We start from the raw sequence: 13,983 nt of genomic DNA, 5'->3' as shown, positions 1-13,983 counted from the left end.
CTGCAAAAATGGTCAACTCCCCTGGCAATATCCCCTTTTAGTAAATTCGCCTTGAGCAAGCTGGGGAAAGTGACCTATCGCGGACGGTGGTTGAACTGATATTCGCTCGTCCTGCGCCACACTATAGGAAACGAGTATCAACAGCGAATCATGCAGACTCTGGACAAGACTCACCCCAAACTTCAAGAACTCAAAACCCACCTCACCGAAATTGATGACATTAATTCAGCGTCTTCCCTACTCTACTGGGATCAGGCAACCTATATGCCGCCTGGGGGTGCAGCGGCGAGAGGGCGGCAGATGGCGACTCTGCGGCAAATTGCCCATACTAAGTTTACCGATCCAGCGATCGCGCAACTGTTGGAAGATTTGCGTCCCTATGAGGAAAGCTTGTCCTATGACTCTGATGAAGCCAGCCTAATTCGTGTCGTCAGACGCAGCTACGATCGCGCGGTGCGGGTGCCAGCAGATTTTATGGCAAAAATGTCTCTCCACCGAACTCAGTCTTATGGTGCTTGGGCAAAAGCGCGTCCGGAAAATAACTTTGCCGCCGTGCAGCCTTATCTGGAAAAAACGCTAGATATGTGCCGCGACTATGCTAGCTTTTTCTCTGGCTACGAGCATATTGCAGATCCGCTGATTGACGGTGCCGATTACGGGATGAAGGCTTCAACCGTGCGATCGCTCTTTGCGGAACTCCGTCAAGAACTGGTTCCGATTGTAAATGCGATCGCTTCCCAACCGATTGCCGATGATAGTTGCTTGCACCAAACTTTTCCAGAAGCCGAACAGCTAGCGTTTAGCTTAAAGGTTATCGAACAGATTGGATATGACTTCCAACGGGGACGGCAAGATAAAACACTGCACCCATTTATGACCAATTTCTCGATTGGGGATGTGCGAATTACTACCCGCGTCAGAGAAAACGATCTGAATGAGGCACTGTTTAGCACCATTCACGAGATGGGACACGCCTTGTACGAGCAAGGGATTAACCCAGAATATGAAGGGACGCCTTTAGCCACCGGTACCTCATCTGGTGTGCATGAAAGCCAATCACGGCTATGGGAAAATCAGGTGGGACGCAGCCGCCACTTCTGGAAATTCTGCTATCCGCAACTGCAAGCAGCTTTCCCAAATCAACTCAGTAATGTACCTCTGGAGACATTCTACCGAGGGATTAATAAAGTCGAGCGATCGCTCATCCGCACCGATGCCGACGAAGTCACCTACAACCTGCACGTCATGATCCGCTTTGACTTGGAATTGGCGCTGCTCGAAGGCAACCTAGCAGTGCGCGATCTCCCGGAAGCATGGAACGAACGCTACAGATCGGACTTGGGTGTTATCCCCCCCAACGACAGCGTTGGCGTCATGCAGGATGTCCATTGGTACACGGGTAGCATCGGCGGAATGTTCCAAGGATATACTCTTGGCAACATGATGAGCGCCCAGTTTTTTGAAGCTGCACTCAAGGCAAATCCCCAAATTCCTACCGAAATCGAGCAAGGGAAGTTCAGCACTCTACATAATTGGCTGAGAGAGAATATTTACCAACACGGACAGAAATATACCGCCGCTGAAATTATCGAGCGCGTCACTGGCAATTGTTTGAGTATTAATCCCTTGATTCGTTATATTCAGCAAAAATACGGAGAAATTTACGCTTTGTGATACACAATAGCGTGAAAAGAAGCTAGGCTAGGCATAGCCTAGCCGATTCACTCTTAAGAAAGATGAACGGTGAATTAATTTTGGTTTGAGACGTACTCCTTCCACCTTCGGAAGGGCGTCACCAGGAAAAACATTTTGTAGTTTAGTCTTTGTGAATGTTATTGAACTAATCTAGGGAGTTGTCATGTCCGATTTGATTCAGGCTGTTTTAGAGAGTGATGAAAAAATCGATCTGCGCCAATTTGTGAGTGAGTTACGCCAACAGGACAAGTCGTATTTACTGAGAAACGACATTCTCAATGCTTTTTCCGAATACTGCACAAATCACCAAAAGCCTGAACATTTTGACCAATCCTCCCATTTAGGTAAATTAATTTACTACACTCAAGAAATTATTCGGGAGGATGGAAACATCTGTTTGATCGTCCGCCCAACCATTGCTTCTCAAGAAATCTATCGGTTAACGGAAGATTTAATTGTCGAACCAATGACGGTGCAAGAACTGCTGGATGTACGCGATCGCCTGGTGAATCGCTTCCATCCCCAGGAAGGCGACATCCTAGAACTCGATTTTCAGCCGTTTTACGACTATACCCCGACCATTCGCGACCCTAAAAATATTGGTAAGGGGGTACAGTATCTCAACCGTTATTTATCGAGCAAACTCTTTCAAGACCCCGGACAATGGCTGGAGAGCTTGTTTCAATTTTTAAGCGTCCATTCCTATAACAATCTGCAACTGCTGATCAACGGGCGAATTAAATCGCAGCAGCAACTTTCTAGTCGTGTCAAGCAAGCTTTGGGATTTTTGGGCGATCGCCCTTTTGAGCAAAGCTACGATGAATTTCGGTATGATTTGCAAGCAATGGGCTTTGAGCCTGGGTGGGGAAACACCGCCGGACGGGTGCGGGAAACTCTAGAAATTCTTGATGAACTCCTCGACTCCCCCGATCATCAGACTCTAGAAGCTTTTCTCTCCCGGATTCCAATGGTCTTCCGGATTGTCCTCGTGTCTCCCCACGGTTGGTTTGGGCAAGAAGGTGTCTTGGGACGTCCGGATACTGGCGGACAGGTCGTTTACGTCCTCGACCAAGCCAAGAGTCTCGAACAGCAGATGCAAGAAGACCTCTCGCTGGCTGGGTTGGATGTTCTAGGTGTTGAGCCGAAAGTAATTATTCTCTCTCGCTTAATTCCGAATAGCGATGGTACTTTGTGTAACCAACGCTTAGAAAAAGTTCACGGCACAGATAATGCTTGGATTTTGCGAGTGCCTTTGCGAGAGTTTAATCCCAAAGTGACTCAAAACTGGATTTCCCGGTTTGAGTTTTGGCCTTATCTAGAAAGCTATGCCATCGACTCGGAAAAAGAGCTGCTGGCAGAATTTCAAGGTAAGCCCGACTTAATTGTCGGAAATTATTCCGACGGTAATTTGGTGGCATTTTTACTGGCGCGTCGCTTGAAGGTGACTCAATGCAACATTGCCCACGCCTTAGAAAAATCTAAATATCTTTTCAGTAACCTCTACTGGAACGACTTGGAAGAAAAGTATCATTTCTCCCTACAATTCACTGCCGATTTAATTGCGATGAATGCTGCAAATTTCATCATTAGCAGTACTTATCAAGAAATTGTCGGAACGCCGGATAGTGTGGGACAGTATGAATCTTACAAGTGTTTCACGATGCCGGATTTGTACCATGTAGTGAGCGGAGTTGAGCTATTTAGCCCCAAATTCAACGTGGTGCCGCCTGGAGTAAATGAAAATGCTTATTTTCCCTATTCGCGTACCGAAGATCGCATACCGAGCGATCGCGCCCGGATCGAGGAGATGCTCTTTACCCTCGAAGATCCGTCCCAAATTTTAGGGAAATTGGACGATCCGAACAAGCGCCCTCTCTTCTCAATGGCTCGTCTCGACCGAATCAAAAATCTTACCGGATTGGCTGAGTGTTTTGGCAAGAACGAAGCTTTACAAGAACATTGCAACTTAATTTTAGTTGCTGGGAAGTTGCGCGTTGAGGAATCAAGCGATAACGAAGAAAAAGATGAAATTGTTAAGCTTTACCAAATCATTGAAAAGTACAATCTACAAGGTAAAATTCGCTGGCTAGGCGTGCGCCTTTCTAAAACCGACTCCGGTGAAATTTATCGGGTGATTGCCGATCGCCAAGGTGTCTTTGTTCAACCAGCGCTGTTTGAAGCTTTTGGTCTGACCATTTTGGAGGCAATGATTTCTGGTTTACCGACATTTGCTACTCAATTCGGTGGCCCGTTAGAGATTATTCAGGATAAGTTTAATGGGTTCTACATTAACCCGACGCATCTTGAAGAAATGGCGGAAAAAATCCTGGAGTTTGTCTCTAAGTGCGACCAAAATCCTAACTACTGGTACGAAATTTCTACACGAGCGATTGATCGAGTTTATAGCACTTATACGTGGAAGATTCACACAACCAAACTTCTATCTTTAGCTCGAATTTACGGCTTCTGGAATTATACTTCCAAGGAGAACCGCGAAGATCTACTGCGTTACATTGAGGCGTTGTTCTATTTAATTTACAAGCCGAGAGCGCAGAAACTGTTGGAACAGCAAATGCAGCGATAGGGAGTTTCTCCTCTTAATAAATTGGATGCTAGGGGGATCTGACGTGATTTGCATTACGTTTCGATCCCTCCAACCCCCAATTTATTGGGAGCTAAGAGAAGGTCGCAGATAACATTCTTAACCAATGTGTCTAGAGTCGGGCTTTTCCTACGCAAGAGAAGGGAAATAGAGCCTGAAGCGATGCCAATCTCACTTCAGGCAAAAGTGAAAAAGTATAACTATTGGGGTTCCCAGAAGGTAATTGTTCCGTCAAAATTACCACTAACAAGAGTCTGCCCGTTCGGGGTGAATGCGAGTGAGGAGATAACGTTAAAAGACCCTGTAAAAGGATTGATTATATTACCAGTTTGCAAATCAACTAAGTTTAAACTGCCTTCCGATCCGCCTAATGCACTTGCAAGTATCCGATTATTTGGATGCAAAGCAACAGCATTCACGAAAACGGTGCCTGAATCCTTAATCGGTGTAGAGATGAGTTCGCCGGTTTGCAGATTCCAGATTTTGACGATTTGGTTATAAGTCTCGCTGACAAGGGTTTTGCTATCTCGACCAAAAGCGATCGCTCTGACAGCCTCTCCATTGTTGATGGTGCGAATGGGTTTGCCTGACCTAAGATCCCATACTTGGATCGTACTGTCTTCATTCCCACTAGCGAGAGTTTTTCCATCGGGACTAAAGGCGACCATTAAATTCGACTGAGGAGATCCCTGGAAGCTATAGATCGATTTACCCGTGCGTGCATTCCACACTTCAATCTCTGCGTTCCGTGCAGTCATGTTCCAGCTACCAATCGCAAGGCGCTCTCCATCTGGGCTAAAGGCGAGAGATTTAACGTACCAATCCCGCGTGATAGTCCGGATTACCTTGCCAGTTTTTAAATTCCACAGTTTTAGCGAGCCATCGTTGGTCGCGCTACTGCTGGCGAGGGTTTGCCCATTAGGACTAATCGCAAGTGCCCAAATGGTGTCAGTATGCCCAGTTAGGGTGCGAATTGGTTGACCCGTTTTCGGATTCCATACTTTGATCGTGCCATCATCGCTACCACTAACCATTAGCTGTCCGTTGGGAGCGATCGCGATCGCTCCCACGCTCCCTGAATGAGCCTCGATGGTGCGAATCGGTCGCACATTTTGCCAAGTGTTGGTGGGTATTTGAGCCGTTAAGGTAGATGGAATGACAGGCGGCTGAGATACTGCTTTAAACATAGGCATTGCAGAAACGCCAATCGTTGCCACCACGATCAGCGCCGTGAAAACCTTAGCGGAAATTTGCTGATTTGTCATTTTAGTAAATTGGGACACAACGCACACTACAAAAATGTGTTGCTTTACACTGAGACGTTGTTGATTTACCTGTGTGCCCAGAATTAGAGAATTTATGTAATGTTACCGTTGCAAATTTCTTAGAAGTATGCAGTCGCAAGGAAAGCGATCGCTCGGACTTTTCCGAATCCGGGAAATTAGCTAGAAGCTATACTCGGTCAAACTTTAAAGATTAGTTGGGGAAAACTTAGATACCAAAAGCCCCATTCCAGAATCTGTTGTGCTACCGTAATAAGTGAGAATAAATTCGGTTGCAGTGTTTGTTTATAGTATTGATAGGTGTTTTCCTTTTGGTCTTGACAGGCTTCTCTCCGAAATTCAAATCTCTTCACCCCTCTGATTTTGGAGACAATCTATGTCTATTTATGTAGGCAATCTATCCTACGAAGTTACGCAAGAAGACCTAACTGGGGTTTTTGCAGAGTATGGTTCTGTAAAGCGCGTCCAGCTACCCACTGACCGGGAAACAGGTCGTCTACGTGGCTTTGGTTTCGTAGAAATGGGTACAGAAGCTGAAGAAACAGCTGCCATTGAAGCGCTTGACGGCGCTGAATGGATGGGTCGCGACTTGAAAGTTAACAAGGCGAAGCCCAAAGAAGATAGAGGCCCCTCTGGTGGTGGTGGTCGCGGAAACAACAGCTTTTCTCGCCGCTACTAAGCTTTGAAGCTAAACCTTTTTAGTTTTTCCTTGAAAAAGCTGAGACAAAAAGGGCTGAGTAATTTGTAAGCGCAATTAGTTTCAGTTACTCGTCTTAAATTTAAAAAGGCTTAAGCATAATGCTTAAGCCTTTTTTTTGCAGGTATGCCTCTCAAGTGTGACGATTCAAGATGTACGTCAACGAGCGACATTTATAGCATTGGTCAAGCTAAAAGTTTCGTGGGGAAGCTAAAACTCGCTTCAATGGGTTTAAGCTTTTAGCCCAGATTTTAGTTTTTAGCTATTCAATTTAAAGTCCCTGCGTTCGCCAAATTCGGATGTTTTTGTCATAACTACCCGTTGCAATCGTCTGTCCATCTTGGCTGATAGAGAGGGAATAAATTGCACTAGAATCACCCGTCAGCGTTGTAATTTGTTTCCCAGTTTTTAGGCTCCAAATTTTAATTGTTCTATCTTCGCTACCACTAGCGAGAAACTGTCCATCCGAACTAATAGCAACTGCATAAACCATGTCTGCATGCCCTCTCAGGCGACCTTTGAGCTGCCATGTGGTCATATCCCAAAGGTAGATAGTTTTGTCAAAGCCCCCACTTATAAGTGTCTGTCCATCTGGGGTAATTGCCAAGGAATGAACCGCATTTGTATGTTTTCTCAAGGTGCGGATGACTTGACCTGTAGATAAATCCCAAACTTTGATCGTTTTGTCCTCAGAACCACTCACGAGGGTCTGCCCATCTGGGGTAAAGGCAACAACATCAATCCCATTAGCATGACCTGTGAGGCTTAAAATTTGCTCGCCGGAAGTCAGATTCCAAATCTTGATCGTGTCGTCCTTACCTCCACTGGCAATAAACTGCCCGTCAGGACTGAAAACGACCGAATCAATGGAGCTAGAATGCCCCCTGAGAGTGCGGATTACTTGACCTGTAGCAAGATTCCAGATTTTGATTGTATTATCCTGAGAGCCGCTAGCGAGAAGCTGCCCATTGGGGCTATATGCAATTGTGAAAATTGGTTTGAAATGCCCGGTAAGGGTGCCAATTTCTTGTCCGCTGGAAAGATTCCAAAGTTTGATCGTGTTGTCAGAACTGCCACTGGCTAAAGTTGTTCCATCAGGGCTAATGGCGACAGCATTTACCCAATTTGAATGCCCTCTGAGGGTGCGTTCTAGTTGAGCGTTTTCCCAAGCGTTTAAGTTCGCTACTGCAACAGAAGCATCGATTGGAGCCGCGTATGCCTTGATGTTGCTTGGTGGAATTGTAACGCTCGTAGCGATGACTGTGGCGATCGCGCCTATCGTACCAACTAAAGTCCTAGTTTGAGCAGAAAACATAAAAATAACAGACGAATGGGAAGAAATTTTGCACATCTGCTGAAATATGGGCAGTAATTGCAGAATTTTACAGGTCGTTTCTTAATATAGATGGCGATACCCGCTCCGCACACTCTCTGCGGTCAGAAGCTGCATTCTGAGTAAAAATTTATCGATTTTCTGCACAGTTGAGACTCCCGATTAAATAACCAGCACGAAAAGCACAGCGGATCGCCCTTAGACTTCTAGAGCGATCGCGCTGGTTGAAAGTTCCAATTCGATACGAGGGATGCGGGTAAAAAAGGAGCGCCACCACATCCCGATGCAACAACTTCTTAGTGAGGTAGCTTGCTCAACTCAAACCAAGTGCGAGAAGCGACAATTCCATCCGCTACCAAGCCACGGGAGCTTTGGAAGCTTTTCACAGTATTCTGGGTAATTGACCCAAATATACCATCGGGAATCAACTGTAGGACTTTCTGAAGGGTTTTCACTGCTTCACCACGGCTACCTAGTCTCAGTTCCGGCATATCAACGGGGGCACCAGAGTAAAGAGCTTGCCACGTCTTAGCGCCAACAATCCCATCTTCTACTAGAAAGACGCGGTGTTGAAAAGCTTTCACGGCATTTTCGACGGGGAGGTCAAACACATCATCGAAAGGAGTGGCATAATAGCCCCAATGAGCGAGTAGTTGTTGGAGTTCTACCACTGCGCGATCGCGGGAACCTCTACGCAGAACTGGCTTTTTAATCGCATTGGTAGCAGCGGCTTGAGGAGTCATGGCTTCAAATTGATTGGTTGATTGCATGATGAATTTTCCTGGGAAGTGTTGTTTCTACTGTTCCAATCTACTGATGGCAGCCCCGCTTCCCCTTCGCCCTGCTAGGTGTATTTAAACTCACCTTAACCGCTCACCCATTCGTATGAAGCAATACCCACTCGCCCGCTGCTACACGATTCGCTCATTCTGGTGAATTGACCAGTTGTAAAATCTGCACGGGTGTCAATTCCTGTACATTGCTGAAAATCGCAGCAGCACCAGCAGCCTTGAGAGCATTTGCATAAGCATCCCTTTGTTGCTGGTTTTCCTGAACGTGGGGTGGCAAAATGCCCACTGCAATCCAACGACGGTCAGGGTGGAGCGATTCTCCTGGGGAGACGCTAAGCGATCGCGCCTTTTCAATCGTGTAAATATCGGCAACCGTATCTCCCACATAAATAACCGGGGTTGAGGGGGGAACCGACGATCTTTCTTCCATCGCTTGTACTGCCGCAAACAGCCCTGTCGGATCGGGTTTACCCGGAGCATCCTCCATCGCAATGAGCAATGGCGACTTTAAACCCAAGCGTTGCTCCAAAACATAATTAGCCGATCCACGGGTAGCACCGCTAAAAAAGCCCCAGGGAATCCCAGCCGCTGTTAATTGCTCTAGATAGCTCGGCTGTAATAGCAGCGGTTCATCGCAGATATAACCCGTCCAATGGTGAGGATCTGGCCCTCGATACCGCGATTGGAAAAAAGCAACCAAAACGTCATAATCAAGGCTTAGCTGCGATCTTTTCTGGCCAGCGCTTTCAAAGTAACGATATACCAACTCTTGGGATGCCTCCCAATCGTTATTCCACATCCCTTCCAACTTCAGATGGTCAATTTCCTCTGGGGTTGGTCGGTAAGCACCGTCAGTAAACTGCTCCACAGTATCAGCCAGCGCCCGTCGGTAAGATCCCCCAACATCTCGCACCACACCGTCAATATCGAAAACGACTAAACTTAGGCAACTAGATTCTTGAACCACTGCAAAGCACCTCCCAATCCCAATTAAAATATCCGATGAGCAAACACATAGCTATCCACGATCGCCTAGGTGTAAAATAATCGTTTGTAGAGTATTCAACAAGCCTGGGACTTCCCTGGAGGTGTGATTGTCGAGGTTTATTTTAAAGGTTCTCTGGCTGGAAGAGAACGTTGCACTAGCGGTTGACCAAGTAGTAGGCAAAGGCACCAGCCCCCTGACATCTTACTTTTTCTGGCCTCGGAACGATGCTTGGGAACAGCTAAAAAATGAGTTGGAAGCCAAGCATTGGATTACCGATCAAGAGCGCGTCGCGTTGCTCAACAAAGCGACAGAAGTGATTAACTACTGGCAAGAGGAAGGCAAACGCCGTTCTATGTCTGATGCTCAGGCAAAATTTCCAGAAGTCGCCTTCACAGGTAGTGCTTAAGAATTCTCCTGTGCATCTGCCAGAGTTTAATGCTTTTGTCCTGCTGCCAAAGCACTTCGGAGTTGAGCAAGAGAGATAAGCTAACCTTTATGTGACTAAAGAGGGTAGCAATTTCTTTTCTAGGGCTAGACTTTCCTGCTTAGCAACTGGCGATCGCTCATTTTTGCAAAGGACGTATTGTTCCTGTCACCCTGAAGCGGTGGGACAATCGGTATGTCGCTAAAACAATCCGAAAATAGAAAAACCCGTTTTCTGAGAAGAAAACGGGTTTTTCTATGACTACCTCTATACCAATCTCTAGAATCTTGCAATTGGCGCTATTCTTGCCGATAGCTAATCGGTTTTTGTGCCGATTTACCATTTGCCGCGGCTACACTGGTGCGTCCGGTAATACTGCGGAAATAAATGCCCCCAATAGTCAGCAAAAACAGCAGGTAACTGACTGCTTGAACGACGTAGAGCTTATCGGTATATCCGAACAAGGCGCTAAAAAGTAGGCCAGGAAACTTGTCATCGGGAAAAATTTGGGTCGTATTCCAAACCATTGGTCCCAAAATACAAGAGGGATTTTTAGCAAACCGTTCGTAGTAGAAACACAAAGCTTCTGACTTCCGATCCATTTGAGCTAATGTAGCAATCGCTGAGTCAAAATAGCTCAACGAGGATACGACTAAACCTGCAACAACTAGGATCAATAAAACGCCCATCACCTGGAAAAATAGGCGGATATTAATCCGAATTCCCCACTTGAATAAAGCAACACCAATCCCAGCAGCAACTCCTAAGCCAGCCAAGGCACCCAAAGCTGGAATTAAACCTTGTTGAAATTTGGCAAGGATAAAGAGAACCGTTTCAAAACCTTCCCGCAGAACTGCGATGAAAATTAGGCTAAAAATACCCCAACCAGAACCCCCTTTTTGCCTCAGAGCCGATGTAACGGCTCCTTCGACAGATGCTTTCATCGAGCGTGCCTGTTGAGTCATCCAGATGAGCATCCAGCTGAGCATCGCGATCGCGATTACACTGAATACACCCTCCAGAAGTGGCTCCAGGACGGGTGCAAAGGGTTGATTGGATTTCGAGAGCGCTTGAGCTATCCAGGCTAACAGAACGCCTACTACGGCACTGGCGGCAAGCCCAGCCCCAACACCCCCATAAACCCAAGGGTTCAGGGAACTCTGCTTGGCTTTTTTTAAGCAAGCCAGCACGATCCCCACAACGAGGGCGGCTTCAACGCCTTCGCGGAGGGTGATCGCAAAGGTAGGTAGCGCAGAACTAAAATCCATGACGATTGGTAATTGGTAGTAAGCAATTGGGAAAAAAAAGTTGTAGAGGCAAGAGTTTATCTCATCTGAGTTTTGAGTTTTGAGCGATCGCGGTTATTGCACCAGTGAGGTACGCCAAAATTCACGATTATCAAGCTTTTCAGTTTTGAGAATGTACCTCACATAACCGAGAACCGCAATTAGAACTTTCTTCTAGCTCAAAGCTCAATATTTAAAACTCAAAACTCTGCTTACCCATTACCCATTAGCTAAAGTCGCGCAACATCTTTTTGATTTCTATGGTGTGCATTTCTTCGGTGCCAATCATCGTGCGGGCAAATTCTTCCAAGTAAATGCTGGCATCGGCAACAGTGTCTAGCAAGGTTTTATAGAGGTCTAGCGCTTTCTTTTCATGATTGAAGCTTTCCCGCAAAATGTCCTGCACCGAATGTTTATAGGTTTCCTCAATGGGAGCAATTCGTAGGCTGGGATGTCCCTCTAAACCTGTCAGAATTTCTCCCGCTTGTTGGGCATGGGTCAAAGACTCAGTTGCCTGCAATTTGAAAAATTCCACAATCGGAATTCGATTGGGGCCAATTACCATCAAGGAATAATGGGTATAACGCACCACTCCTGCCAGCTCAAATTCCATGATTGTGTTCAGCAGGTCAATAGTCTTTTTTTGGTCAAGCTCTTTCATGCTTTCGGTGATGTCCTAGATTGGTTAACTCTTCGCGATCGCAGCTTGAGCGTTTTTCTCAATTGTCTTGATTAGCTGGTTTACTTCCTCCGGAGTCTTTACGGGTGCAGCCGGGGGAATAGCGGAGGGCCAAGCAGTTTTCAACTGGGTCATGCTGTCTGCGATCGCTTTGTGGGCTTCCGGATTTTCTTTAACCATTTTATCGGCGATCCCTTTATACAAAGTGTCGGCGTAGTTAACAAACCCCCGCGAGTCTTGATACTCAATCGCAGCGGAGATTTTGCCGTTAGCGATCGCGGCTCCATATTCTGCATTCGCCGCATCCAGCAACCCGTTGATCGTCTGTAGCACAAATTTTGGAGACTGGCGTTGGGTTTCGGGTAAAGCCTGAATTGCCGCGTCCACAGCCTCTGTGGACTGAGCGAAACTTGTTTTCACGCTGGCATCCTTGGGTTTGGACTTTATTAAATCTTGCAGGCTAATCAAAGTTGTCTTAAATTCTTTGACGTTGCGTTCCTTGAGTTGGTCTTCTACATCCACGTAGATTTCTTCTACCGGGTGTCCAATATGAGGTTCGGCTTGGTCGGGTTTTTGTTGATCTAGAAGTTCTCTAGCAACCAAGAGATGACCTTTCATTAAGCCTAACTTGGTCATATAATCAACGTCTTTGGCTTCCCCAGTTAGCACCACATCCTGAATCGTGACCATGTCTTTCACTTGGTCATATTGCTCCTGGCTAATTACTTTTTTGGTAACTAATTCCTCAGGACTGCCGTAGGGACGACTTGCTTGAATTTTATTAGACAGTGCTGGAATGCCTAATTTTGCTTCTAATTTGTCTAACTCGGAGAGAATAGCCGTGTTAATGTTGATTTGCTTACCACTACTGTGATTGTGAGCAGCCGTTTCTGTGGTACTTGCAGGGGAAGAAGCTGCGGTCGAGGGACTCGCTGCTGGGGATGCGGTGTTGTCGGTGGTTGGGGCATTCCCACAGCTGGTGAGAGCGATTAAACCAGCGATCGCCACGGTATAAGATAAAGACCGAAAAGAAGGCATCATTGAAGAGTTTTGAGACATTTTTTTTATTCAGATTCCGGGGTTTATTATCTAGTAGTTGCAAAACTATATCAACTACTTTTTGCGAAAATTTCTACTAAGCGGAACCCATTACTTCAAACTGACCCATACAACCGTGTTCTGCCATCTCATCCTGATGGGGATGAAACATATATTTCCCCGGGTACCGGAAGGAAAATTCTAGGATATGCCGCTCAGCGGTACCCATCGTGATGACATCTGTTTCTTCACTGGGAGTTAGAGTGCGCCCAGTGCGATACACCTGAAACATATTGGCGTGCAGGTGAAACGTTGCCGCTACATCGAACTCAATCATGTTCAGAACGTATAGGCGAATCAGTTGATTCTGGTAAATCGGGATCGGGTGCATCATGTAATAGTCAGGCAGACCATTAAAGGCATAAAGTTCATTTTTCCGATCCTCATCGATGTCATAGCCAGCCATCATCAACACCATCTCATCTGCTGGTGGACGAGCCTCAGGAGGGTCGATGATAAACATACCGTACAGACCTTTGCTAATATGCCGCGTCACAGGCTCCGTGTGACAGTGGTACAGATGCACGCCAAACGGTTCTGCGTCAAACTCATAAATCGTTGCGGCTCCGTGGCGCACCGGACGCACTCCATCCATCTCAGAACGGTGGAAGCCATGAAAGTGCATCGAGTGGGAATGTCCACCTTGATTGAGGAAAAGAACGCGAATGCGATCGCCTTCTTTTGCCCGTAATGTTGGCCCTGGTACGCGATTGTTGAAAGTCCAGGTGTTATAAGAAACCGCACTATTGAGCTGTAGCATGGAATTCTCCGCAACAATCCGAAATTCCCGGATTGCCCGTCCATTTTCCTGCTTAATCGTGCCATAATCAAAATCTCGCAACACCGTCATGGGGTTTAAGCCACTCGGATCGGCGGGTGTATCGCTGGCAACTGGTGGCACTCTTGCTGGGAGCGTTCGTTTTTTATTGAGACCGGGTAAAGCCAAGCGTAAAGCATTACCTCCGGCTAACGCTGCACCAGTCACACCGACTCCTGCTAATCCGAGTGCCAGCAGTTTGCGGCGGCTCAAAGGTTTTCCTTGTTGTAGTAATAGTAGTGGGTTCTTCGGCATGACACGATCGACGGTTCGCGCCGATCAATTGAGGA

12 protein-coding genes are annotated in these 13,983 nt (G+C 46.6%); 4 read left to right on the top strand and 8 right to left on the bottom strand.

Translation table 11 applies throughout. The features are described 5' to 3' along the window. Window positions 1-150: 150 nt before the first annotated feature. Both NC997_RS19750 and NC997_RS19745 read left to right on the top strand, forming a co-directional pair. Window positions 151-1,674, top strand: coding sequence for a carboxypeptidase M32 (locus tag NC997_RS19750; protein ID WP_190525140.1), 1,524 nt, complete (start codon window positions 151-153; stop codon window positions 1,672-1,674). Between the two features lie 184 nt (window positions 1,675-1,858). Further along, window positions 1,859-4,279: a sucrose synthase gene (locus NC997_RS19745; RefSeq protein WP_190429972.1), complete on the top strand. Its 2,421-nt coding sequence runs from the start codon at window positions 1,859-1,861 to the stop codon at window positions 4,277-4,279. Window positions 4,280-4,497: 218 nt separating this feature from the next. Here the strand turns inward: NC997_RS19745 and NC997_RS19740 are convergent, their stop codons facing one another. Then, on the bottom strand, window positions 4,498-5,562 hold the full coding sequence (locus NC997_RS19740) for a WD40 repeat domain-containing protein (protein WP_190525138.1): 1,065 nt from the start codon (window positions 5,560-5,562) through the stop codon (window positions 4,498-4,500). Window positions 5,563-5,956: 394 nt separating this feature from the next. On the opposite strand from NC997_RS19740, the gene NC997_RS19735 reads away from it, so the two are divergent. After that, window positions 5,957-6,259: an RNA-binding protein gene (locus NC997_RS19735; protein WP_190410814.1), complete on the top strand. Its 303-nt coding sequence runs from the start codon at window positions 5,957-5,959 to the stop codon at window positions 6,257-6,259. A 289-nt stretch (window positions 6,260-6,548) separates the two neighbouring features. Here the strand turns inward: NC997_RS19735 and NC997_RS19730 are convergent, their stop codons facing one another. From NC997_RS19730 to NC997_RS19720, 3 genes are all read right to left on the bottom strand, one after another. Beyond that, entirely contained in the window at window positions 6,549-7,592 is a 1,044-nt protein-coding gene (locus tag NC997_RS19730; protein WP_190429974.1) for a WD40 repeat domain-containing protein, read from the bottom strand. A 314-nt stretch (window positions 7,593-7,906) separates the two neighbouring features. After that, window positions 7,907-8,380: a peptidoglycan-binding protein gene (locus NC997_RS19725; protein ID WP_242029116.1), complete on the bottom strand. Its 474-nt coding sequence runs from the start codon at window positions 8,378-8,380 to the stop codon at window positions 7,907-7,909. A gap of 154 nt (window positions 8,381-8,534) precedes the next feature. Continuing rightward, the gene (locus tag NC997_RS19720) at window positions 8,535-9,368 is read right to left on the bottom strand and encodes a TIGR01548 family HAD-type hydrolase (protein ID WP_190525136.1); all 834 of its coding nucleotides are present in this window, start codon (window positions 9,366-9,368) and stop codon (window positions 8,535-8,537) included. A 127-nt stretch (window positions 9,369-9,495) separates the two neighbouring features. Between NC997_RS19720 and NC997_RS19715 the strand changes: the two genes are divergently transcribed. Further along, window positions 9,496-9,795 carry a 30S ribosomal protein PSRP-3 gene (locus NC997_RS19715; RefSeq protein ID WP_190410816.1) on the top strand — a complete coding sequence of 100 codons (300 nt, stop codon included), beginning with the start codon at window positions 9,496-9,498 and terminating at the stop codon, window positions 9,793-9,795. Window positions 9,796-10,112: 317 nt separating this feature from the next. Here the strand turns inward: NC997_RS19715 and NC997_RS19710 are convergent, their stop codons facing one another. The 4 genes from NC997_RS19710 to NC997_RS19695 form a co-directional block, all read right to left on the bottom strand. Then, complete coding sequence (locus NC997_RS19710; RefSeq protein WP_190525134.1) at window positions 10,113-11,081, bottom strand: FTR1 family protein; 969 nt, start codon at window positions 11,079-11,081, stop codon at window positions 10,113-10,115. 244 nt (window positions 11,082-11,325) lie between these two features. Then, the gene (locus tag NC997_RS19705; protein ID WP_190410818.1) at window positions 11,326-11,760 is read right to left on the bottom strand and encodes a ferritin-like domain-containing protein; all 435 of its coding nucleotides are present in this window, start codon (window positions 11,758-11,760) and stop codon (window positions 11,326-11,328) included. A gap of 24 nt (window positions 11,761-11,784) precedes the next feature. Beyond that, entirely contained in the window at window positions 11,785-12,816 is a 1,032-nt protein-coding gene (locus NC997_RS19700; RefSeq protein WP_190525224.1) for a helix-hairpin-helix domain-containing protein, read from the bottom strand. Between the two features lie 97 nt (window positions 12,817-12,913). Then, complete coding sequence (locus tag NC997_RS19695) at window positions 12,914-13,948, bottom strand: multicopper oxidase domain-containing protein (RefSeq protein WP_190525132.1); 1,035 nt, start codon at window positions 13,946-13,948, stop codon at window positions 12,914-12,916. Window positions 13,949-13,983: the final 35 nt, after the last annotated feature.

The sequence above is a fragment of the Trichocoleus sp. DQ-A2 genome (assembly GCF_039961915.1).
Lineage (GTDB): Bacteria > Cyanobacteriota > Cyanobacteriia > Cyanobacteriales > FACHB-T130 > FACHB-T130.
The sequence above is the reverse complement of the archived record's forward strand: the minus strand, read 5'-3'. Positions and strand labels throughout refer to the sequence as shown.